This is a genomic window from Salinimicrobium sediminis (assembly GCF_900215295.1).
Classification (GTDB): Bacteria; Bacteroidota; Bacteroidia; order Flavobacteriales; family Flavobacteriaceae; genus Salinimicrobium; species Salinimicrobium sediminis.
In genome coordinates this window covers 133,261-157,206 of the sequence record NZ_OCMF01000002.1, presented here as the reverse complement: position 1 = coordinate 157,206, position 23,946 = coordinate 133,261, and the positions used below count along the sequence as shown (strand labels likewise).

The 23,946-nt window shown below is 41.7% G+C and carries 20 protein-coding genes; 13 read left to right on the top strand and 7 right to left on the bottom strand.

All coding sequences use genetic code 11. From position 1 onward, the window contains the following. Nucleotide 1: 1 nt before the first annotated feature. Together CRO16_RS08470 and ychF are read right to left on the bottom strand one after the other, a co-directional pair. A complete protein-coding gene (locus CRO16_RS08470) occupies nucleotides 2-1,855 on the bottom strand; it encodes a DNA topoisomerase IV subunit B (protein ID WP_097055958.1) in 1,854 nt (617 codons plus the stop codon). Between the two features lie 280 nt (nucleotides 1,856-2,135). Next, entirely contained in the window at nucleotides 2,136-3,230 is a 1,095-nt protein-coding gene (gene ychF / locus CRO16_RS08465; protein WP_097055957.1) for a redox-regulated ATPase YchF, read from the bottom strand. A gap of 172 nt (nucleotides 3,231-3,402) precedes the next feature. Between ychF and CRO16_RS08460 the strand changes: the two genes are divergently transcribed. Further along, nucleotides 3,403-3,798: a hypothetical protein gene (locus CRO16_RS08460; RefSeq protein WP_097055956.1), complete on the top strand. Its 396-nt coding sequence runs from the start codon at nucleotides 3,403-3,405 to the stop codon at nucleotides 3,796-3,798. Between the two features lie 437 nt (nucleotides 3,799-4,235). Beyond that, nucleotides 4,236-4,850 carry a hypothetical protein gene (locus CRO16_RS08455; protein ID WP_097055955.1) on the top strand — a complete coding sequence of 205 codons (615 nt, stop codon included), beginning with the start codon at nucleotides 4,236-4,238 and terminating at the stop codon, nucleotides 4,848-4,850. 62 nt (nucleotides 4,851-4,912) lie between these two features. Here CRO16_RS08455 and CRO16_RS08450 read toward each other — a convergent pair whose 3' ends face one another. Beyond that, nucleotides 4,913-5,647: a class I SAM-dependent methyltransferase gene (locus CRO16_RS08450; RefSeq protein ID WP_097055954.1), complete on the bottom strand. Its 735-nt coding sequence runs from the start codon at nucleotides 5,645-5,647 to the stop codon at nucleotides 4,913-4,915. A 180-nt stretch (nucleotides 5,648-5,827) separates the two neighbouring features. Between CRO16_RS08450 and pta the strand changes: the two genes are divergently transcribed. Together pta and CRO16_RS08440 are read left to right on the top strand one after the other, a co-directional pair. Beyond that, nucleotides 5,828-7,921, top strand: coding sequence for a phosphate acetyltransferase (gene pta / locus CRO16_RS08445; RefSeq protein ID WP_097055953.1), 2,094 nt, complete (start codon nucleotides 5,828-5,830; stop codon nucleotides 7,919-7,921). Nucleotides 7,922-8,003: 82 nt separating this feature from the next. Then, a complete protein-coding gene (locus tag CRO16_RS08440) occupies nucleotides 8,004-9,191 on the top strand; it encodes an acetate/propionate family kinase (RefSeq protein ID WP_097055952.1) in 1,188 nt (395 codons plus the stop codon). 39 nt (nucleotides 9,192-9,230) lie between these two features. On the opposite strand, the gene CRO16_RS08435 is transcribed toward CRO16_RS08440, so the two are convergent. Beyond that, nucleotides 9,231-9,662: an RrF2 family transcriptional regulator gene (locus tag CRO16_RS08435; RefSeq protein WP_097055951.1), complete on the bottom strand. Its 432-nt coding sequence runs from the start codon at nucleotides 9,660-9,662 to the stop codon at nucleotides 9,231-9,233. A gap of 210 nt (nucleotides 9,663-9,872) precedes the next feature. Between CRO16_RS08435 and CRO16_RS08430 the strand changes: the two genes are divergently transcribed. The 9 genes from CRO16_RS08430 (at nucleotide 9,873) to CRO16_RS08390 (ending at nucleotide 17,273) form a co-directional block, all read left to right on the top strand. Beyond that, nucleotides 9,873-10,361, top strand: a complete 489-nt coding sequence (locus tag CRO16_RS08430; RefSeq protein WP_097055950.1) for a c-type cytochrome — start codon at nucleotides 9,873-9,875, stop codon at nucleotides 10,359-10,361. A gap of 54 nt (nucleotides 10,362-10,415) precedes the next feature. Beyond that, nucleotides 10,416-11,012, top strand: coding sequence for a fasciclin domain-containing protein (locus tag CRO16_RS08425; RefSeq protein ID WP_097055949.1), 597 nt, complete (start codon nucleotides 10,416-10,418; stop codon nucleotides 11,010-11,012). Between the two features lie 63 nt (nucleotides 11,013-11,075). Beyond that, nucleotides 11,076-12,995 (top strand): Sec-dependent nitrous-oxide reductase, encoded by a 1,920-nt coding sequence (gene nosZ, locus CRO16_RS08420; RefSeq protein ID WP_394341396.1) that lies wholly within the window; start codon nucleotides 11,076-11,078, stop codon nucleotides 12,993-12,995. A gap of 92 nt (nucleotides 12,996-13,087) precedes the next feature. Next, nucleotides 13,088-13,702 (top strand): hypothetical protein, encoded by a 615-nt coding sequence (locus CRO16_RS08415; RefSeq protein ID WP_097055947.1) that lies wholly within the window; start codon nucleotides 13,088-13,090, stop codon nucleotides 13,700-13,702. Between the two features lie 6 nt (nucleotides 13,703-13,708). Continuing rightward, a complete protein-coding gene (locus tag CRO16_RS08410) occupies nucleotides 13,709-14,149 on the top strand; it encodes a nitrous oxide reductase accessory protein NosL (RefSeq protein ID WP_097055946.1) in 441 nt (146 codons plus the stop codon). Further along, on the top strand, nucleotides 14,146-15,381 hold the full coding sequence (locus CRO16_RS08405) for a nitrous oxide reductase family maturation protein NosD (protein ID WP_097055945.1): 1,236 nt from the start codon (nucleotides 14,146-14,148) through the stop codon (nucleotides 15,379-15,381). Before CRO16_RS08410 ends, CRO16_RS08405 begins: the two co-directional genes overlap by 4 nt. Then, on the top strand, nucleotides 15,375-16,082 hold the full coding sequence (locus tag CRO16_RS08400; RefSeq protein WP_097055944.1) for an ABC transporter ATP-binding protein: 708 nt from the start codon (nucleotides 15,375-15,377) through the stop codon (nucleotides 16,080-16,082). The genes CRO16_RS08405 and CRO16_RS08400 overlap by 7 nt, the downstream gene beginning before the upstream one ends. After that, nucleotides 16,075-16,857: an ABC transporter permease gene (locus CRO16_RS08395; protein ID WP_097055943.1), complete on the top strand. Its 783-nt coding sequence runs from the start codon at nucleotides 16,075-16,077 to the stop codon at nucleotides 16,855-16,857. The genes CRO16_RS08400 and CRO16_RS08395 overlap by 8 nt, the downstream gene beginning before the upstream one ends. Nucleotides 16,858-16,952: 95 nt before the next feature. After that, on the top strand, nucleotides 16,953-17,273 hold the full coding sequence (locus CRO16_RS08390; RefSeq protein ID WP_097055942.1) for a four-helix bundle copper-binding protein: 321 nt from the start codon (nucleotides 16,953-16,955) through the stop codon (nucleotides 17,271-17,273). 71 nt (nucleotides 17,274-17,344) lie between these two features. Here the strand turns inward: CRO16_RS08390 and malQ are convergent, their stop codons facing one another. The 3 genes from malQ to CRO16_RS08375 are packed head-to-tail and all read right to left on the bottom strand — an operon-like array spanning nucleotide 17,345 to nucleotide 23,839. Further along, nucleotides 17,345-18,850 carry a 4-alpha-glucanotransferase gene (gene malQ, locus CRO16_RS08385; RefSeq protein ID WP_097055941.1) on the bottom strand — a complete coding sequence of 502 codons (1,506 nt, stop codon included), beginning with the start codon at nucleotides 18,848-18,850 and terminating at the stop codon, nucleotides 17,345-17,347. A gap of 1 nt (nucleotide 18,851) precedes the next feature. Next, nucleotides 18,852-21,494 (bottom strand): malto-oligosyltrehalose synthase, encoded by a 2,643-nt coding sequence (treY, locus tag CRO16_RS08380; RefSeq protein WP_097055940.1) that lies wholly within the window; start codon nucleotides 21,492-21,494, stop codon nucleotides 18,852-18,854. After that, nucleotides 21,491-23,839: a DUF3536 domain-containing protein gene (locus CRO16_RS08375; RefSeq protein ID WP_245858956.1), complete on the bottom strand. Its 2,349-nt coding sequence runs from the start codon at nucleotides 23,837-23,839 to the stop codon at nucleotides 21,491-21,493. The genes treY and CRO16_RS08375 overlap by 4 nt, the downstream gene beginning before the upstream one ends. Nucleotides 23,840-23,946: the final 107 nt, after the last annotated feature.

Below are 23,946 nucleotides of genomic sequence, written 5' to 3'. Positions count from 1 at the left end.
ACTACTCCTGGATAATGTCCAGTTCAACTTTCAAATTATCAATGATGAATTCCTGCCTGTCCGGGGTATTTTTGCCCATATAGAAACTCAGCATTTCTTCAATGCTCATATCCTTGTCAAGCATCACAGGATCCAGACGTATATTATCTCCAATAAAATGTTTAAACTCGTCCGGTGAGATCTCACCCAATCCCTTAAAGCGGGTGATCTCCGGTTTTCCCGAAAGTTTTTCTATAGCATCTCTCCTCTCCTGCTCACTATAACAGTAGATGGTCTCTTTCTTATTGCGCACGCGAAAGAGCGGGGTCTGCAAAATATACAGGTGATTTTCTTTAATGATCTCCGGAAAGAATTGCAGAAAAAAGGTAATAAGCAATAGCCTAATGTGCATCCCGTCAACATCGGCATCTGTAGCGATCACAATATTGTTATACCGAAGATCTTCCATGGATTCTTCAATATTCAGCGCCGCCTGAAGCAGGTTGAATTCCTCATTCTCATATACGATCTTCTTGCTTAGCCCATAGCTGTTAAGAGGTTTTCCTTTTAAGCTAAAAACGGCCTGCGTGTTCACATCCCTGGATTTGGTGATAGATCCACTCGCAGAATCTCCCTCGGTAATGAAAAGTGTACTTTCCAGGTACCGCTCTTTTTTACTGTCTCCCAGGTGGATACGGCAATCCCGTAATTTTTTATTGTGCAGGCTTGCCTTTTTGGCCCTGTCTTTTGCAAGCTTCCTGATGCCCGAAAGCTCCTTTCGCTCTCTTTCTGCCTGCAGGATCTTGCGTTGCAGTGCATCTGCAGTTTCAGGATTCTTGTGCAGGAAATTATCCAGTTGGGTTTTCAGAAAATCGTTGATATAGGTACGTACCGTTGGCAGATCGCCTCCCATATCTGTAGAGCCTAGTTTGGTTTTTGTCTGACTCTCAAAAACCGGCTCCATTACTTTTATACTAATGGCCGAAACTATGGATTTTCTAACATCACTGGCCTCAAAATTCTTATTGTAGAATTCCCTTAAGGTTTTCACCACCGCTTCTCTAAAAGCGGCTAAATGTGTTCCTCCCTGCGAAGTATGCTGCCCGTTCACAAAAGAATGGTACTCTTCACTATATTGGGATTTACTATGGGTGATCGCTACTTCAATATCGTTGCCGCGAAGGTGAATGATAGGATAAAGCCTGTCATCGGGATGTATGGAATCAGACAAAAGATCCTTCAGCCCTTCTTCGGAATAAAATTTCTCGCCATTAAAAACTATGGTCAACCCCGGATTGAGGTATACATAGTTCTTCAGCATTTTTTCTATGTATTCAGACCTAAACTTATAGTGCTTAAAAATGAGCTCATCTGGGATAAAGGTAACTTTAGTACCCCTTCTTCTCGAGGTTTCCTCCAGCTCTTCTTCATTGATAAGGTTTCCCTGCTCAAATTCGGCCGACTTTGACCTGCCATCTCTCGTGGATTCTACTCTAAAACTGCTGGAGAGTGCATTTACTGCTTTTGTACCTACCCCGTTTAAGCCCACGGACTTTTTGAAGGCGCGGGTATCATATTTACCCCCGGTGTTCATTTTGGAAACCACATCTACTACTTTTCCAAGTGGAATTCCCCTTCCGTAGTCACGGACAATTACTTTTTGGTTCTGTACCGAAATTTCAATGGTTTTACCTGCACCCATGACAAATTCATCGATACAGTTGTCAATCACCTCTTTTAGAAGGATGTAAATCCCATCATCTGCACTGGAACCATCGCCGAGCTTTCCAATATACATCCCGGGACGCATTCTAATATGCTCCTTCCAGTCCAGGGACCGGATATTATCTTCGGTATATTTAGTTTCTTCGATCATAGCTGCTTCCTACGGTTTCGTGGCTAATATAAGCTTTCCCCTAAAAAGTTGAAACCTCCGGGGAACAAAATAATTAACAATTGTTTCACAATCCGGAGATTCAAAATTCCGGGTTCAATATTCAAGATTGGACTGATGAAAATATGATCCTCTAAAATGCCATTTCCTGAAGTAATTTATTCTGAAGCTTTTAACCAAAAAGACCTCAAAGGGTTAAGAAACCCATGAGGTCTTATTGAGTATCAAGTCTCAATACTCAATACTAAAATCTCATATCTAACTAAACGTTGAACCTAAAATGCATAACATCCCCGTCTTTCACGATGTATTCTTTCCCTTCTACTTTCATTTTTCCGGCTTCCTTTACCTTTGCCTCACTGCCGTAGCTCACATAATCATCATATGCAATAACTTCTGCCCGGATAAACCCCTTTTCGAAGTCGGTATGAATAACACCTGCAGCTTGTGGCGCAGTAGCACCCACAGGAATAGTCCAGGCTCTCACTTCTTTTACTCCGGCGGTAAAGTATGTTTGAAGATTTAGAAGTTTATAGGCCCCACGAATTAGTTTAGCCGATCCAGGCTCATCCAGGCCTATATCCTGAAGGAACATTTGACGTTCTTCATAATCTTCAAGTTCAGTAATATCGGCTTCAGTTCCCACTGCAAGTACAAGAACTTCTGCTCCTTCGTCTTTTACTGCTGCCTTGATCTTTTCCACATATTCATTTCCTGAAACAGCGTCTTCTTCATTCACATTACATACATACATAACAGGTTTATCTGTGATGAACTGTAGGGGACGAATAAACTCTATTCTTTCATCCTCGGTAAGATCAATTGCTCTAACAGATTTTCCTGCTTCAAGACCGGCTTTGACTTTAAGCAATGCAGCTTCTTCCTTTTGCGCATCTTTGTTTCCTGTCTTTGCCGCACGTTTTACCTTTTCCAGCTTTTTATCCACAGTTTCAAGATCCTTAAGCTGCAATTCCATATCGATGGTCTCTTTATCCCTTAAAGGATTGATATTACCATCTACGTGAACAATATTATCATTTTCAAAACATCTCAGCACGTGTAGAATAGCATCGGTCTCTCTAATGTTTCCCAAAAATTGATTCCCAAGCCCTTCTCCCTTACTCGCTCCTTTTACAAGACCTGCAATATCCACGATCTCTACAGTGGCGGGTAATACCCTTTCAGGATGCACAAGGGACTCCAGCTTTTCCAAACGTTTATCGGGAACGTTAACCACTCCAATGTTGGGTTCAATGGTACAAAATGGAAAATTGGCACTCTGAGCTTTAGCATTAGAGAGACAATTGAACAAGGTCGATTTTCCTACGTTGGGTAATCCTACAATTCCGGCTTTCATATATAAAATTTAGATGCTCTTTTAGCGGCTGCAAATATAGGTATAAGGATTTGAATTTTTAGAAACCTAAAATTTCAGAAAATACTAAGAAGCAACAGCTCTATTTTAACGCCTTCTTATTAAGACTTGTCTAGCCGGAAAGCTAATTTTGAGTGTTGTTAATCATGAAACTATGAAAATCGTTTTAACTCTTGCATTACTTTTTGTCTTTGCCTTTGGAAAGGCGCAGGACACTACCACCCGGGTGCACCACGCCGGGGCAGAGCTTTACGAGCTGAAAAAGCCGGCAGTTTATCAACTTAAAGACACAGATTTTACTTTTAGACCGGAGAACGACGTCATCAGAATCAAAAAACTGAAAAATGATGAGGAGATGGAATTTGCACAGTTGCGCAGAACTACAGATGACGGTCTTTACATTATGACCTCTACTCTCAACGACGAAGTTTCTTTTGGGAGATTTGATTCCTTAGGAAATTTCCGAACTCTTAGATACGACATAACAAGAGATTCTGTACTGGAAGATCTTTTTGTTGTTAAAAATTCCGGCAAACTTCAAGACCCTTAGAAGTAGGGTATTTTAAAAGGTTTTTACCCCTACAACCTGGAAGGCGTTTGAGGAGAAAGTCCAAAAACGCCTTTTTCTATTTCCTCTATTATTTTTCCGGTTTATGATCACTTCATGGATGCAATTTAAATATCCCATCTTAATTTTAAAATCTGTACAACTTCCTGTTTAGAACAATAGAATTCTTAATTTTTACTCTTAACAGGTAATAATAATTGATAATTTCTCAATCTCAGGGTCTTTTTTCTTAATTCTCTATAGAGGAAAAACCTCACTCCCATCCAATTAGGACATTTTTGTCCTTGATTTAAGGTATTTCATGGAATTATCTTTCCGAATAATCACAATAAGCTCACAATTAGCTTTTTATGCTCTCAAAACGCTGCTGTCACTCCCTATCTTTGGATTATAACTTTAAACCCTATAATATAAGTATTATGAAAAAATTTAATCGATTTATTTATTCGTGCCTCTTCTTAAGTTCAATCTTATTTACTGTGAGTTGTTCAACGCCCGATAATGATGAAGCTATCATGACAGGTATTGAAAGTGATCTTCAGGCTGCACACAAGGATGTTAATAATTCTTCAAAGGCAAAAATGTACACTGCAGAATTAGCTGAATTAAACGGCTCTGACGTAATGGGTACCGCAGAACTTGTTTTAGAAGGTAATGAACTTACTGTAACTATTAATGCCAGGAATTTAGTTCCGGATATGTTGCATCCTCAACATATTCATGGATTTCAGGACGATAACCGAAATGCAAAGTGTCCTCCGGCCTCTGCCGATAATGATGGGGACGGTCTTGTAGAATTAGGGGAAGGATTACCTTTTTACGGTCCTGTGCTTTTACCCCTTGATCCATTTCCAACAGCGCCAAATGGTATGATTTCATTTGTACAAACCTACAACGTAAGTGATCTTGATTTTTCTGTTACTCCACTTCAAAACAGAGTAATTGTTCTACACGGAATGTATGTAGAAGGAGAATATGTTGCTACGTTACCAGTGGCTTGTGGACAAATACAACCTGCTCAGGGAAATAACTAGTAGTCCGTATTGTATTAAAGAAAGTAAAGGATGCCCAGTTTGGGCGTCCTTTTTTTGATTTATCACTCCGGGTTTCTTCCTACCCTAAGGAGAATAGGAAATTCCACCGATCCCAGCTCTCCAAAACTATTAAAAAGATCATTTTTAATCAGTTCCACCGGATTTTCTCCCTTTTCCTTTTCGAAAGCCTTCACTGCAGACCAGGTGTTGAGATACCCTAATAATCTTTCAAAACTCCAGGTATGCTTCATGGTAAAAGGAGGAGTTTCAATTTCTTCAAAGGGGAATGGGATAGTTTTATAACTATCCTGCAAATATCGCCTTTCGGTCGCCCAATATGGTCCTATAATATCGTTGTAGAAGTGCTCGATAAACTCATTGGTGACAGGATCACTCCTAAATAATCCATATCCAAAAATGGCAATTACAGCATCCTTTTTTAGAACTCTTTTAGCTTCAGCATAAAACCTGTCAAATTCAAACCAATGTACCGCCTGCCCCACCGTTACCAGGTCAAAATAGGCATCGGGGAAATTGGTTTTTTCGGCAGCTTGTTTGGTGTAATGAATATTTTCCTTTTGAATACCCTGTGACAATTGATTGGTGCTAATGTCTGTCGCATATACCTGCTCAAAAGAGTTCGCCAGCTCCCCTGCTACCTGTCCGTTTCCCGTACCGCAATCCCAGGCTTTTTCCTTGTTTAAGCAAAGTTTGTGCAGCAGAGCATATAATCCTGAAGGATAAGTTGGCCGGTACTGTGAGTAAGCTGCGGAATGTCCGGAAAAAAGATCTTTCATAATTAAAGAGCCTGTACCCTCAAAAATATGATTTTAAAAAGGAATTCAAGAGACCCCAAATTTTGAAGACAAAAAGGTCTTGGTTCAGCTGATCTTCATCAGATTTTCACGACTTTTTAACCCTCTATCCCAATTCAGGTTTGCATTTAGCCTTACTTTTGCATCAGAATTTGAATAACTATGAACAAAGGACTTTATATTGCGACTTTAGAGCCAAATAGTGGTAAATCTTTGATCTCTCTCGGCCTCATGAGAGCCCTCCTGGGCAAGACGGTCAAGGTAGCCTACTTTCGCCCCATCATTAATGAGGAAAAACCCGGCAACCTTGATAACCACATCGAAACGGTACTTAAATATTTTGACTTGCCCCTCGCTTATACCGATGCTTTTGCCTTCGAAAGAAAAGAGGTGATCCAAAAGAGGAATGAAGGAAAAAGTGGGGAGATTATAGATACCATCATCAGGAAATATAAAGCCCTGGAGGAGAATTTTGATTTTGTACTGGTTGAAGGCAGTGATTTCTCGGGCGAGGGCTCTGTTTTTGAATTTGATGAGAATGTTACCATAGCCAAAAACCTTGGACTACCGGTGATCATCGTGGCCAGCGGCCGCGGAAAAACCAAAGAGGGCCTTATGGGGAGCCTGCAAATGGCATATCAAACTTTCATCAATAAAGATGTAAGGGTCATGGCGATGGTAAGCAACAAAATCGAACTTGCGAACCTTGCCATTGCAACCAATGGAATGAGGGAATTTTTACCCGATGATGTTGCGGTTTTCGCCCTGCCTCTTATTGATACCCTTGCCAATCCAACGCTTAAAGAGATCGTGGAAGAGCTTGACGGCAAAGTGCTTTTTGGAGAGGAATTCCTGGACAACCAATCCGGAAGTTTCAATGTGGGAGCCATGCAATTACGCAATTACCTGAAGCATCTTAAAAATGAGAGCCTGGTGATCACTCCTGGTGACCGTGCCGATATCATTCTTGGTGCCCTTCAGGCACATATTTCCAGCAATTACCCCAGAATTTCAGGGATCATACTTACCGGCGGACTTATTCCGGAGGATTCCATTATAAAACTTATTGAAGGTCTTTCCCAGGTGGTGCCAATTATTTCTGTTGAGGACGGGACTTTTAACGTGACCAATAAAGTGGGTGCCATTAATTCGAATATTTATGCAGACAGCATTCAAAAGATCGAAACATCCATCAGCACCTTTGAAAAATATATAAAAATAGATCCCCTTATCGAAAGGTTTGCAGGCTTGCAACCTTCAGGATTAACGCCACGTATGTTCCAGTACAGCCTGGTGAAAAGAGCGCAGCAAAAGAGAAAACACATCGTCCTGCCTGAAGGTACAGACGAGCGAATCCTTACCGCAGCTTCCCGTCTCATCGCCATGGATATTGTTGATCTTACCATTCTTGGAGATGAAGAAGAGATCAGGAAGCTCATCATGAAGCTGGCGCTGCCAATGGACTTCAAAAAGCTGAAGATCATCAACCCCACAACTTCAGAATATTTTGAGGATTACGTGAAGACTTTTTATGAGCTGCGAAAGCATAAAAATGTCAACATGGATATTGCACGGGATCTTATGAGTGATGTCTCTTACTACGGCACCATGATGATCTATAAAGGTCATGCCGACGGAATGGTTTCGGGTGCTGCACATACTACCCAGCACACCATTCGTCCTGCACTGCAGTTTATCAAGACCAAGCCGGGAGTATCTGTGGTTTCTTCGGTTTTCTTTATGTGTCTGGAGGACAGGGTTTCCGTTTTTGGGGATTGCGCAATTAATCCTAATCCCACTGCAGAAGAGCTTGCAGAGATCTGTATTTCTTCTGCGGAAAGCAGTAAAGCCTTCGGAATTGAACCAAAGATCGCTATGCTCTCCTACTCTTCCGGAAGCTCAGGAAAAGGTGAGGATGTAGACCGCGTAAGGGAGGCAACCGAAATTGTAAAACGCAAACGTCCAGACCTTAAGATCGAGGGTCCTATTCAGTATGATGCCGCAGTTGACCTGAGTGTCGGGAAAGCCAAACTTCCCGGATCTGAAGTGGCCGGACAGGCAAGCGTCCTTATTTTCCCTGACCTTAATACCGGAAACAATACCTATAAAGCAGTGCAACGCGAGACCGGAGCTTTGGCTATTGGCCCGATGTTACAAGGTCTCAACAAACCTGTCAACGATCTAAGCCGCGGGTGTACTGTAGATGACGTTTTCAATACTGTAATTCTAACAGCTATACAGGCACAGGGATTATAGTCGTCAGTTGGCAATGGGCAGTAATAAAAAAATCAAAATTCTAAAAGTCTTGATTCTTAACTCTTGATTCAAAATAAAGATTATGAATAAAAATATACTGATAATTAATTCCGGAAGTTCTTCATTAAAGTTCCAGCTCATCGAAATGCCTTCAGAAAAAGTACTGGCATCGGGATTAGTGGAGCGAATTGGTCAGGCTTCAGGAAAGTTGCATTATAAATCGGAAGCTTTCTCAACTTCCGAAGAAATGGAAATAACAGATCATTCCGTAGCATTGAAAGGAGTGACAAAGCACCTGATGCATAAGGACTATGGCGTGATCAAAGATCCTGCTGAAATTCCGGCAATTGGACACAGAGTGGTGCATGGAGGTGCGAGTTTTTCAGATACCATAATTATTGATGAGAAAGTGAAAAGCAAGATCGAACAATTGTTCTCCCTTGCCCCGCTCCACAATCCGCCAAACTTAAAGGGCATTGAAGTAGCTGAAGAAATTTTTCCTGAAGCAAAACAGGTTGCAGTTTTTGACACGGCTTTTCATCAAACCATTCCCGCTCCGGCTAACCGGTATGCAATTCCGAATAAATTTTACGAAGAAGATAAAATCCAGGTTTATGGATTTCATGGCACCAGCCATAAATATGTTTCAGAAAAAGCGAATGATTACCTCAAAAGAAAAGATACCAAACTGGTCACAGTACATCTTGGGAACGGCTGCAGTATAACTGCTGTAAAGAATGGAAAAAGTGTTGATCACAGCCTTGGTTTTGGCCCGGTAAACGGATTGATCATGGGGACCCGAAGTGGAGATATCGACCAGTCGGTCATTTTTTACATGATTGAAAAATTTGGGTATACAGCTAAAGAAGTGAGCGACCTGCTGCACCACAAAAGCGGAATGCTTGGCCTTACCGGTTACAGTGACCTTAGAGATATTGAGGAGCAGGCCGAAAAAGGGAATAAAGAATGTATCCTGGCACTGGAAATGAATGCCTACCGAATCAAAAAATACATTGGCGCCTATGCCGCCGCCATGAATGGCTTTGATGCTGTTGTGTTTACCGCGGGAATTGGTGAAAACAGTGAGGTTATTCGAAAAATGGTTTGTCGGGATATGGATTTCCTCGGTTTACAGCTGGATGAAGAGAAGAATAGTGTTCGCTCCAAAGAAATAAGAAGTATTGGCAAGGAAAGTTCTGCAGTAAAGATCCTGGTGATCCCTACAAATGAAGAACTGGAGATCGCCAAGCAAACGCTTGCAATGATCTGATATCACCTGTCAAATATGACATTTTTAAGCGGGGAGCTCCTAAACAAATAAATAGGTCTCCCCGCTTTTTACTTTTTCGGCAAAAGAAGCGATACTGTTCTCTTCAAGCTCTTTTCGGAAGGTTTTCTTTAATGGCTGTACAGAGAAATGAACCGGGCAGGGTTTTTCTGAGCTGCATTTTTTCAATCCCAACACGCATTCATCGAGCCTGTCTGTCCCATCGATGATCTTCACCACTTCCAAAAGCGGTCTTTGCTGAGCCTCGGGGGTAAGATAAAATCCTCCCGTTGGTCCTTTGGAGGAGGAAACTATATTTTCCCGGGAAAGCGTTTGAAGCAACTTTGCCAGGAAGGGTGAGGGAAGTTTAATAGCCTCCGCGATTTCCTTTGCTCTTATCTTATTGATCTGGCTGGAATGTACCGCCAGGTAAAGCACGGCATTTACTGCATATTTACTGGAGCTTGATAACATATAATAATTAATGGTTAGTTTTTGCCCGGGGGCTAAAAAAGCTGGTCAAAGATAATAAATCCTGACGCCGGTCATATTTTTTATTGCTCTTTTAGGATTACTTTGTCCTAATAAGATTATTTCTTTCTTGTTAAAAATATTATAAGACCTTAATATCTTTAATAAGTGTAAATGTCGTAATATTGCAGCATAACATTAATAACCTTTATCATGAAATTAACTTTTAAGATCCTTTCCGTTTTTTTAATCCTTTTCGCAATATCATGTGGGGAGAAAGAAGAAAAGGAACAACCTAAATTATCAGACCCCGAAACTGTAGAAGAGGCAAAAACCACTACAGCTGAAGTAAGCAATCTTGACAACAAAGGGGTGGGACCTGTAAAATCTGTAGAAATAGGTGCAGACATCGATGCAGCCCTGGCGACCCAAGGTGCAGAGCTATTCAAAAATATGTGTTCTGCCTGCCATAAAATGGATAAAAAATTCATTGGACCCGAACTGGCCGGTGTTACAGAAAGACGCACTCCCGAATGGATCATGAATATGATCCTGAATCCCGAAAAGATGATCAAAGAAGACCCCATTGCCAAAAAACTTCTTATTGAATCCAATATGGCAGTTATGGCAAATCAAGGTCTTACTCAGGAAGAAGCCAGAGCGATCCTGGAGTATTTCAGGCAGTTTGACCAGGAAAACTAACTCCCCTACTCTCTTATCTTCTTAATTACGGCTTAATTTAAAAACAACCCTCTAATGAAGACAACCAAACCAATTTTACTTGTGATCGCCCTGGGTATTTTTGCCCTGGCTTTTACCGGCTGTAAGCAGGACACCACTGCTGAAGACCGCACAGAAGATACTGCTTCCCCTGTCGCGACAGAAAATGTTTCTAACCAGGGGCAGGCATATATCGAAGATGAAAGTGATAATCCTAATGCTTTACGAATAGCACTTAATTCTCCCGATCATACCACGCTGGTGGCAGCAGTGGAAGCGGCTGAAGTACAGAACGCCCTTGTAAATGTAGGACCGCTCACAGTGTTTGCACCAACTAACGCAGCCTTTGAAAAACTACCCGAAGGTACAGTTGAAGACCTTCTAAAACCTGAAAATAAGGGCAAACTGGCCTACATTCTAAAGCACCATGTAGCTCCCAGTAATTATCCCGTAGATATGCTCAACAAGAATATTGAAAAAGGACGTACCCTTTATATGGCTTCTGGTGAGAACGTAGAAATTACCCGGGAAGGAAAAGACATCTTTGTAGGCGGAGCCAAAATATTAGGTACGGTCAAGGCCAGTAATGGATGGGTACATGTTGTCGATGCAGTCATTTTACCAAAAAATTAAATTAATACACTACCAATGAAACAATTAAATTCAATTCTATTTTTATTTCTTCTTTCTATACTTATGGTGAGTTGTGGAGAGGACGATGCAAAATCCCGGGATAGTCGTTCCGGAGGTGCAATGGCTTCAAATGCCGCAGAAAGAGTATATGTCGCACCGGGAGAACATGATGAATTTTATGCCTTCCTTTCAGGGGGATATAGTGGGAATCTTACCGTATATGGATTACCATCGGGAAGAATGCTAAAAGAAATCCCTGTCTTTTCTCAATTCCCAACCTCGGGGTATGGGTATTCTGAAGAGACAAAACCCATGCTAAATACTTCTTTCGGATTTGTGCCATGGGGAGATGCTCACCACCCCGATATTTCTCAAACAAATGGAGAGACAGACGGGCGCTGGGTTTTTATTAATGAGAACAATACTCCAAGGATCGCCAGAATAAGTCTTGAAACCTTTGAGACCGAAGAGATCATTGAAATTCCACACAGTGCCGGTAACCACTCCTCTTCTTTCGTAACCGAAAATACAGAATATGTGGTAGCAGGAACAAGATTCTCTGTCCCCTACCCTCAGGAAGATATCGCTATTTCAGAAATGAAAGGTAACTTTAAAGGCCCTCTTACCTTTATCGCTATTGATGATGAAGGGCGTATGAAGATCGATTTCCAGTTAAAAATGCCGGGCTTCAACTATGACCTTTCTCACCCGGGACGTGGAGATTCCCATGGATGGTTCTTCTTTACCACTTACAATACCGAAGAAGCTCATACTTTACAGGAGGTAAATGCATCTCAGAACGATAAGGATTTTATTGCTGCCGTAAACTGGAAAAAGATCCAGGAATATGTGGCCAACGGGGGAGGTCAGGAAATTGATGCCCAATACGCTCATAACGTTTATGATCATGAAACCCATACCGCAACCTCTACTATGATGAACAAGGTATTGACTGTGGATCCAAGAGATGTGGAAGGTGCAGTTTACTTTATGCCTACTCCAAAATCTCCACACGGGTGTGATGTGGATCCTTCTGGAGAGTACATCGTGGGTAACGGTAAACTCTCTACAGATCTTACTGTTCACTCCTTCTCTAAAATGCTGAAAGCTATTGAGAATAAGGATTTTGATGGAGATGCTTACGGAATTCCAATCCTCAACTTTGAATCTACCTTAGCAGGAACTGTAAAAGAAGGAGGTCTTGGACCATTGCATACAGAATTTGATGGGGAGGGAAATGCCTATACTACCTTCTTTATTTCTTCTGAAGTGGTAAAATGGAAACTTGGAACCTGGGAAGTACTTGACAGACAACCAAGTTACTATTCTGTAGGCCACCTTATGATCCCAGGAGGTAACTCCCGTAAGCCTGAAGGTAAGTATCTTATCTCTATGAACAAGATCACCAAAGATCGCTACTTACCAACAGGACCTGAATTAGAGCACTCTGCGCAGCTTTATGACATCTCCGGAGACAAAATGGAATTACTTCTGGACTTCCCGACTCACGGGGAACCACACTATGCTGCCGGTATTTCTGCAGACAGGGTAAAAGCAAACTCCAGGAAGATATACCGTCTGGATGAGAACAAGCATGAATTTGCTGCTACAAGTGAAGATGCGACCAAGGTAGTTCGTCAAGGAAATGAAGTGCATGTTTACATGACCACCGTACGTAGCCACTTTGCACCAGATAACATTGAAGGAATCAAAGTAGGTGACAAGGTTTTCTTCCACGTAACCAACCTGGAGCAGGACTTTGATGTACCGCATGGATTTGCAATGATTGGTGCCAATACTTCAGAATTACTGATTATGCCCGGACAAACCAAGACCATTACCTGGGAGCCTAAAAAAGCAGGGGTTTGGCCGTTCTATTGTACAGACTTCTGTTCTGCACTGCATCAGGAAATGCAGGGATATGTTCGGGTATCGGGTAAAAATTCAAACACCCCGCTTACATGGACCCTGGACGGAGAGTAATTATGTTTAATTAGTTATAAAATGTAACTCTTCAATTTTAAGAAAGCGGGTTGGGTAAACTACCCGCTTTCTTTTTCTTAAAACTAAGTGATATGAAAATTTCAGGAACTATTATGATATTAGGTTCCGCTTTGTTGCTGGGCCTTTTCTTCTATCCCTTATGGAACATAAGGCTGGAGGCGCCACAATATCCCGATCCCCTGGGGATGGATATTTATATCGCCGGAATTGAGGGTGAAGAAGAATTTGACATTCAGAATATTGATGGTGTAAATCATTATATTGGTATGAAAAAAATTCCGAAACCCGAGGAAATGTGGGAATTTAATGTATTTCCAATTGTTATTGGATCTATGGCAGGTTTAGGAATACTCTTAGGTTTTCTTGGTTTCTTCGGAAAGATCAGCCCCCACTGGTTTATGGGATGGCTGGTTCTAATGATCATTCTGGGAATACTTGGGATGTATGATTTCAATAACTGGCTGCTGGACTACGGAACAGATTTGGATCCAAAGGCCATTATAAAGTTAACCGATGCTGAAGGAAATCCCCTAAATTATAAACCACCTTTATTAGGGTCAGAAAAGATCCTCAATTTTACTGCCCATTCCTACCCAAGAACCGGTGCTTACATGATGTTTATAGGGATGTTTTTAACTTTGATCGCCTGGTTTGCAGGTTTTCGTACAGTTAAAACAAAAAAATAGTTGAAAATGAAGAAGCTGATCTTTTTAGCGGCCTTGCTCCTCCTGTTTGGTTGTAACACTGATCCTAAGCCTATAGCTTATGGTCATGATACCTGCGATTTCTGTGAAATGACCATAGTTAATGAAGTTTTTTCTGCAAGAGCAGTAAGTACTAAAGGGAAACAGTTCAAGTATGATGCGATCGAATGTTTAGTGCATGACCTGGAACAAAAAGAGATTGAGATGGCAGTAATCCAGGTGGCCAATTATTCAGATCCCGGTGAAATGCTCAATGTTGAAAACGCTTTTTTCATCATGGAGGACAGCATAAACAGTCCTATGGGAGCTAACCTCGCTGCAGTAAGTAAAGAAAATCCTCCTAAAGAGAAACACGATTTACTGGAGTGGGATCAACTCCTTGAATATTTCCTTCGGAAAGATTCTATAGGCGGAAAAATTCTAGAATGAAAAAAATTATTCCGGTTCTTTTAATGCTCTTCTACTTCACTACCCGGGCCCAGGTCGTAGAAGTTTGTCCTACCTGCGAAGTTTCTTCGATTCAAAAAGCTATAGATCTTGCAGATAATGGAGATACTATAAAGATTGCAAAAGGAACTTACAGGGAGCAGGAGATCAAGATCATCGATAAATCCCTCCACCTTCTCGGGGAGGGATACCCGGTGATCGATGCGCAATTTAAGGGTACCGCACTTACTGTAAGGGCAGAAAATTTTTCCCTCGAAGGCCTGAAGATCATTAATATTGGAACCAGTCATACAAGTGATCATGCAGCCATTTTGGTATCGGGATCAAAAAATTTCAGGATTGAGAACAACAGGTTGGAAAATATCTTTTTCGGGATCCTTGTGGAGAAGTCTTCCCATGGTGTAATATCCCGGAATCAAATAAGCAGCAAGGCTGTCTCTCAGGCTAAGTCGGGCAATGGGATACATATGTGGAACTGCAGTGATCTTACGGTTAGCAATAACATAGTAAAAAGCGTAAGAGATGGAATTTATCTCGAATTCTCTAAAAACTGTACCATAACAAATAATTTATGTGAGGGAAATCTTCGTTATGGCCTTCATTTTATGTTTGCAGATAACAATAAATATCTTGACAATACTTTTGACAATAATGGCGCAGGGGTGGCAGTCATGTACTCGAAATTTATTGAAATGCAGCGAAACCTCTTCAGAAAAAACTGGGGACCCGCCTCCTATGGACTACTTCTCAAGGAAATCAATGATGCTGAGTTAAAAAATAACATTTTTGAAGATAATACCATAGCCATCAGTGCAGATAACACCAACAGGATCAATTACATCAATAATGAATTCAGGGGTAATGGATATGCTGTGAGGATAAGGGGAGCCTGTTATAAAAATGTTTTTACAGCAAACAGTTTCATCGCTAATTCCTTCGACGTGTCCTATACAGGCAATATCAATGAGAACGAATTCAGTAGAAATTACTGGAGCGAATATACAGGCTATGATTTGGATAAGGATGGTATCGGGGATGTACCGTACCGGCCGGTCAAGTTATTCTCCTACCTGGTAAACCGTACTCCCGAAGCAATAATTTTGCTCCGTAGTATGTTTATAGGCCTTCTGGATTTTTCTGAAAAAGTTTCCCCTGTCTTTACGCCGGCAGAACTTACAGACGATTACCCTCAAATGAAAAAGATAAAATGGTAAGCATACAAAACCTGCATAAACAATTTGGTGCCCTAAAAGTCCTTAACGGACTGGAACTGGATATCATGGAAAAAGGGATCATTGCAGTACTGGGACCCAACGGTTCCGGAAAAACTACTCTTATTAAAAGCCTCCTTGGGATGGTAGTACCCGATAAGGGGGAGATCAGCATTGCCGGCAGTAATATCAGGAAAAGATGGAATTACCGGCAGGAAATAGATTATCTGCCTCAAATAGCTAATTTTCCCGGAAATCTCAAGGTTCAGGAATTGATCACAATGATCAAGGATCTACGCGGGAAACCTGCCAGAGAAAAGGAATTGATAGAATACTTCAGGCTGCAGCCATTCCTGGACAAAAAACTAAATAAACTTTCCGGGGGAACACAACAAAAGGTAAACCTGGTGCTTTGTTTCATGTTTGACAGTCAACTGGTCATTCTTGATGAACCTACCTCCGGACTGGATCCTGTTGCCTTGCTTCAACTTAGAAACCTTTTGCAGGAGGAAAAGGAAAAAGGAAAAACAATTTTAATTACTTCCCATATTATGAATTTTGTGGAAGAAGTGGCAGACAGGATTGTCTTTCTCCTGGAAGGAAAGATCTATTTTGACGGTACGGTTTCAGAAATTAAATCAAGTACGGGACAACCTGATTTTGAACACGCCATAGCCAAACTTTTATCTGAAGATCATGTTTAAAATATTAAAATACAGCTTTTTTGACCTCACCAGAAGCAGCTGGAGTTACGTATATTTCTTCTTTTATCTTCTGCTGGGAAGTGTTCTATTATTCCTTAACAATGACCTTTCTACAGCGATCATCACCCTAATGAACGTGATCATTATGATCGTGCCGCTTATAGGGACAATTTTTGGAGTGATGTACTATTATAACTCCCGTGAATTTACACAGTTACTCCTGGCGCAGCCGGTTAGAAGAAGTTCTATTTTTTTGGGGCAGTATTTTGGAGTGGCTATTTCCTTATCTCTTAGTTTGATCCTGGGACTGGGAATACCTTTTGCCGCCTATGGCTTATTTAAATCTTCTGCTATCTGGGATTTTTCAATGCTCCTGGTCACCGGGCTTTTCCTTACCCTTATTTTTTCTGCACTGGCGTTTAACATAGCTCTTTCCCATGAGAATAAAATCAAAGGTTTTGGTTATGCGATCTTGCTCTGGTTGTTCCTGGCGGTGATCTATGACGGGATCTTCCTCCTGTCTTTGGTCTACTTTCAGGATTATCCTCTGGATAAATTCTCTCTTGCAGCAAGCATGTTCAATCCTATTGACCTCTCCAGGATCCTCATCCTTTTAAAGTTAGATATCTCTGCCCTGCTCAGTTATACCGGAGCAGTTTTTAAACAGTTTTTTGGGACTCCCGTTGGTACCCTGGCTTCTCTGGGAATGCTTTTCCTGTGGGTTATACTTCCTCTTTTCAGGCTTAAAAGGGTGGTAGGGAAAAAGGATTTTTAACCTGTCCTTGAGCATTGTTTAACAGGCTTTTACACCAATTCCCTCCTGCTTTTGGTATCTTGAAATTAATAAAAGTCTAACCAAAAAAATTTATGATGAGAAATCAGGAAATATTAAACAAATTATCAGATTGTATCAATGCGTGTAATTATTGTGCCGATGCATGCCTGGATGAAGACAATGTGAAAATGATGGCCAAATGTATAAGGACAGATAAGGTTTGTGCTTCAGTTTGCGCTACCCTTGCAGATGTCTTAGCCACAAAACACACTAATGTAAAAGGCCTTATGGATTACTGCATCCAGATTTGCGAAGAATGTGCTCAGGAATGTGAGAAACATGAACATCAACACTGTAAAGAGTGTGCAAAAGCCTGTCGCGACTGTGCAGATGCCTGTAGAAAATATGCAGCATAACATCAAAAAAGCCCGGAAAATTCCGGGCTTTTTTAGTTTTAAAATATCGATAAAAGGACTCTCGCCATTTTTTAATATGAAATCCTGCCAAACAACTCATTGAGAGAAAAAAGTTCCCCGGTTTTTTCCTCAGGAATATCTTCTGCAGTTGCTCTCCAGGACCAATTTCCTGAGTTGCTTCCGGGGATATTCATTTTTGCCTCGCCTCCCAGTCCGGTAATATCCTGCAGGGGAACAATTGCTACAGCAGAGGTAGATTGTAATGCAACCCGGTGCAACACCTTGTGCACGTTTTCCTCTGAAACTTTTATTCCCAGATATTTCTCCAGGTGCTGCCTCGTATCTTTTCCACTCTCATGGAACCAGCCACGGGTTGTATTGTTGTCATGCGTTCCTGTATAAACAATGCTGTTGAAAACATGATTATAAGGCAGGTATGGATTTTCTCTGTTGGTGTCTCCAAAAGCAAACTGAAGAACCTTCATCCCGGGGAAATTATAGGCCTCCATAAGATCGTAAACAGGTTGATCAAGTAACCCAAGATCTTCGGCTATAAAAGGCATTTTTGGAAACTTCTCTTTCACCACCTTAAAGAAATCCATTCCGGGGGTTTCCTGCCACTTTCCATGTATTGCTGTTTTCTCTTCTGCCGGAACTTCCCAATAGGCAGCAAAAGCTCTGAAATGGTCAATTCGAAGCACGTCGAATAACAGCAGGTTTTGTCGCAGGCGATCTATCCACCACTCGTATTCCCTTCGCTGTAATTCCTGCCAGTCGTACACTGGGGTTCCCCAAAGTTGCCCGGTTTTGCTGAACATATCTGGCGGCACACCCGAAACATGCGTGGGTTGTTTTTCCCTATCTAACTTAAAGAACTCAGGGTTTGCCCAACAGTCGGCGCTATCGTGATTGATATAAAACGGTACATCGCCAAAGATTTTAATTCCGGCTTTATGTGCCTCCTGCATGAATTGTGACCATTGGGAAAAGAAAATAAACTGAATGAATTTTTCTTTATCTACCTCTTCTTTCAATTCCTCCCGGACTGCCTCCATGGCTTCGGGATCTCTATCCCTCAGCTCCTTTGGCCAATCCACCCAATTGGCCTTGTGATACTTCTTCCTCAACGCGAGGTAAAGTGCATAATTCTCCAGCCACTGCCCGTGTTTTTCACAAAATTCTAAATAATCACTGTCCTCCTGTTCCTGATTACTGAAGGTATTGAAAGCAGTATCAAGAAGTTTGCGTTTGTAGTTTTCTACGCTGTCAAAAATGACTTTTTCAGCCTTAATTTCTGAAGGCACAGAAAAATCGGATAGTCTTATATAACCCTCCTGTTCCAGTAACTCCGGACTTATCAACAATGGATTTCCTGCAAAAGCCGAATGGCTGCTGTAGGGTGAATGCTGATAAATACCGTCTGTGGGGTTTACCGGCAGGATCTGCCAGTAAGTATGCCCGGATCTTTTTAAAAAATTCAGGAATTTGTAGGCGTTAGGCCCGATATCTCCAATCCCGAATTTCCCCGGAAGGGAGGTGATATGCAAAAGAATGCCACTGCTCCTTTTTAATTTCATATTATACTTCCTTTATTAATAGTGCTACCGGTAGGTCGGCAAAAATAGTGTTTAGCACAATCTCTTCTGAAGAAATTGTTTTTCCTGTGAATGCATTTTTGAAATCTCCTTTAAGATCTTCAGGAACCACAACTCTAAGATCATTGGAAAGCCCCTCTTTTAGCTGCAGTTCTTCGGTAAAAAATGCTGTTACCATGGCAGGAACTACTATGATCACCACTTTTTCCCGGAGCTTTCGGGCAAAAGCAATAACTCCTTCTGCATTTTCACCTTTTACTTCTAACGGCAAATAGGCTCCTTCTTCAAAAGCTTCTTTGAAGTCTTTCCTGGTTTGTAAGGCTTTGTGCAAACAGAACATCTTGATCTTTCCGGAGGGAAAATCCTGCTTCAGGTCTTGAAGTTGCTCGGTAATATTTTCAGGTTTTAAGCTGTTTATTTCTTCCAGGTATTGTTTCCTAAGCTGATAATCGACCGGCCTGCGATTGTCCGGATCCACATAACTCAAATCCCACAATTCTGTTCCCTGGTACACATCAGGAATTCCTGGGGCAGTGATCTTCAGAAGCGACTGGGAAAGGGATTTTATAGCTCCGTATGCGGAGACATTATGATGGAATTTTCCGAAGGAAGTACGAAAATCATCACTTTTAAGGAGCTTTTTCAAAAATTCGTAAACCTGTTCTTCATATTTTTCATCGGGTTGTGCCCAGGAAGAATTCACCTTTGCCTCCCGCAAAACCTTTTGAAGGTAAGCGGTTGACCTTTCTAAAAATTCTTCTCCCGGTTCTCCATCAAAAGGCCAGGCGCCAATAAGCATCTGATAAATAAAATACTCCTCATTGGCATCAGGGATACTTTTCTCTTTCCGAAGTTTTTCCCCAATTTCCTTCCACTGCCCTACATTCTCAAACCACTCCTCTCCTATTTCACTAAGCACATTGATCCTCATTCGGGAATCTTCTCCACGTTTCGTATCGTGAGTGGCCGTCGCATTTATAGAAAGCGGGAAATCTTCTCTCCGCAACTGCATCCTCTTGTGGAAACCTTCTACAGAAACTCCAAAGACATCCGGAGAATCCCCCACCTCGTTATGAGAGATCAATTCATTGTATATATAGAAGGACGTGTCTTCCACTCCTTTTGCAGCCAGAGGCCCGGTAAATTGCTGACAACGCTGCAAAAACATCAGCATACTTTCTTTGTCTTTACCGGCATCTCCCAAAAACACATTTTTTATTTGCTCCAGTTCCCGTTCCAAAGCTTCGGAATGGGTTAGAGCATTTTGATAGGCAGCCTCAATAATTTTTCTCTGTCGCTTCCTCAAAGGAAATTCCTCGGGATAGATCCTATAAACAGGAAATCCTGCCAAAAATGCGCCCAGGGCTTCCTTTAATTTTGTATCCTCCTGCTCTTCCAGCAATTCAAGATCTATTGCAAGCTGCCATAAATTTTTATATTCACCTCCCATTCTCTCATTGAGGATAAACATCTTTTGTTTGTAAACCAGGTCATGATAATCTGGATGTTCGGGATCCACTTTTAAATAGGCTTTAAAGAATAGATCTTCACTGTTTTTGTTCGTAAGCACCTGGTTGACCGTGGCCAGAAAACCATACCCACTGGTTCCTTCAACCGGCCAATGCACAGGCAGCTTTTCATCCCACTCCAGGATCTTCTCTATAATAATATAAAAGTCGGGACCCAATTTTTCCCTTAGTCTTTCCAAATAAGCCTTGGGGTCAAAAAGCCCGTCAATATGGTCTATCCTTAAGCCCTGGATAAGATTTTCTTCACACAACTGCAGAATAAAACGGTGATAGCTCTCAAAAACCTGCTCATCCTCCATTTTTAAACAAATGAGATCATTAATAGTAAAAAATCTGCGGTAGTTGATCTCTTTTTCGGTTTCTTTCCAATGTGCAGGAAGGAAGAACTGCTGATCCAGGATTTGTTTCAGTTTTTCTTCGGAAGCATTTATATCTATTAGTCTCTTATTAATGCTGTTTCTAATATCCGGAACTTTTTGATACTCCCTGACCAGAAATTCCTTTAGTTCTTCCCATCTCTCCTTTTTGTCTGATAGATCCCGGAATTTTTCGTCCCACTTCCCCAGACCCTTCAGGATAAGATAATAGGATCTCGCAGCAGCCGGATAGCGGTGGTCAAAATAAACAAAGGAAAATCCCCTTTTTGACACCTCTAGCTTCAACTCGTGATTTGCAAGGACTTCTTCCAGAGGATTTCCCAGAAAAGGAGCCATGAGCTTTCCGTTTTTCTCCCAATCGATATCAAAATAATTGTATTGACTCGCTTCGGGCCCTAATTCAAAGATATCCTGCAGCCAGATATTATCTCCGTCAAAAGCCATATGGTTGGGAACAATGTCCTGTAACCAGGTCATCTTTTTTTGCTGCAGGCGGTCGCTAATCCTCTTGAAAAGAGCCAGTTTCCCTATCTCCTTATTCAGGCGGAAAGGGTTAGTGATATCATAGCCATGGCTACTGCCCTTCCTTGCCTGAAATAATGGCGCAGAATATATGGTGGAAATACCGAAGGCTTCAAGATAATCGAGGATCTCTTCCATATCTTCTAAGGTGTACTCCGGTGAAAGTTGTACCCGATAAGTGGAGACAGGATTTTTCATTCTATCACCAGATTTACAGATTCTTCAAGCATCTGAAAAGAATCTACCCATTGGGTGGCATTTTGATCTCCCTCTTCACTTTTTTCCTGCATTTCACGATAATATTCTGCTTTCAAACCAAAAGTGATATTCTGGGCTTCCCATTTTTCGGGATTTAAGGGGGTTTTCTCTAACAGAGACAGCAGTACATTAACATCTTCAAGCCGTTTTAGATCTTTAGGGTTGTTTTGAAGTTCTTTCATTTTTTCGGTGAGTCTGCGGTCCACCAGGTAGTTCAGCGTAACTAGATCCAGTTCGACTTCAATTGAAACTGCAGATTTTAGCTGTAATTCCAGTTTTTTGAAATTGCAGTCTTTTTTATTTAATTCCTTCACTAACCTGTTGTTAACAGCCATTTCCACAGGCAGCTTCAGCCTTGCCGGAACCCTCATATTGATCTCCTGGAAAGTTTTTAGCAAAGGATAAGTATTGTCATAAAGCTGCTGCATAGCACCCTCGGCGCCGCGCAGATTGCTTTCCATCACCTGCCTCATAATGTTGTGCTGCTCGTCCCGGAACAAATGCCAGAAGGAGTAGTTATGGTTACCAAAATGTTCATCCATGAGATTAAAGATCTCGTAGATATTCCCTCTTTCGAAGAATTCAGCCATTTTGTTGTGCAATTCTTCCAAAGCTTCGGCACTAATGTATTGTCGCACTCCCCCGAATAGGTGGTGATCTCCCATGTAAAGAACAGCATAAGAAATATCCACTTTTTCCCAGGTGATATCACTTCGGAATTCTGTGCGGGCAATGATCAATTTTTGTTTTCCCGCCTCATAATAGTGACTTGCCTTTGTAGTGGCACTAAAGTTATATAGCGTGACCTCCTCCGGAAATTCTTCGAAAAGGGAAGAAATCGCGTAATGGGCTCCGATCCTTATCATATCCAACTCGGTAGGTTTAACGAACAACTCATAGGCCTTATGAGCACTTCCATATTCCGGAATATTTGAAGGGATCTTTTTAAGAGATTCAACAAAATCGGGTTCATAGCTTTCCCCGCTTATTTCTTCTGCCAATTGTATGGCACGGGTAGCATAGAAAATGTCCTGCATGGATTCGATTCCCGTAACTTCATCAAAGAACCAGCCGCAACTGGTGTACATCAACATAGCGTGGTACTGCATTTCCAGCAGTTTAAGCAGTTTCACCTCGTCTTCTTCAGAAAGTTCATTCCCAAAATTCTCTTTTAGAAAAGTACTTACATTTTCATTATCCCTGTTAAGGATCACCTGGATGTATTTATTCCTTACACCCCATGGATCCCGGGTGTACTGCTGCATTTGGTTTTCGTAAAGCACGATAAGCTTTTCCCGCACCTCATCAAAGGCCTCTCTTAAAGGTTTACGCCATTTCTGGTCCCAGTCATCATTGCCCCCGGTATTACAACCGCAATTGCTTCTCCATCTTTCCACCCCATGGTAACAGCTCCAGGAAGTATTTTCGATGATCTGTGCCTCATACTGCGGCGGAAACTTCTCAAGGAATTCCCCATAGATCGTAAGGTTAATATCCTCATCCTGTTCGAGGGCATTAAGGCAGTAGGAAAGTGCCATTTCCCCCAGCTTGTGGTGGTGGCCATAGCTTTCCCCATCTGTTGCGATATTTACCAATTCCCTATCCTCAGTATTAGAAAACTGACCGCGCAGACGATCGGCAAATGCCTCTCCATTGTTCAGCAAGCCTTCAAAGGCCACGGCTTGTGATGCCGGACCGTCATAAAAGAACAGGCTTATTTCATTTCCTGAAGGTAATTTGCAGGTGTAGGCCCGCCGGGTATTTACCTTTGCATTTGTGGCATCTTTCCATTCTTTATCCCCGATTTTTCTTACCTGTTTTGCCTGGTATGGAGAAAGAATGGTGAATTTTATACCGTGTTTTGCGAGCATTTCCAGGACGCTGGTATTTACGGCGGTTTCTCCCAACCACATTCCTTCCGGAAATCTTCCGTAACGCGATTTGAAATCTTCAATTCCCCATATTACCTGCGTTTCCTGGTCCCTTTCATTGGCAAGGGGCATAATTAGATGGTTGTAAGCCTGTGCCAAAGCAGCCCCATGTCCCGAAAAGCTTTCAATGCTCTGCTTGTCGGCCTCAAGGATGGCTTCATAGGTTTCGGGAGTCTCATTTTGCATCCATGCCAGGAGCGTAGGACCAATATTGAAACTCATCCAGGCATAGTTATTCATGATCTCCTGGATCCTCCCCTCCTCATCAAGTATTCTGGATGCCGAATTTCTTACATAACATTCTGCATTGATCCTGTGATTCCAGTCGTGGTAAGGATATGCAGATTCCTGCATTTCCACCTTATTTAACCATGGGTTTTCTCTAGGCGGCTGATAAAAATGTCCGTGTACGCAAATATATTTTTTACTCATATTACATGATATATGTTAGTTGTTTCCCC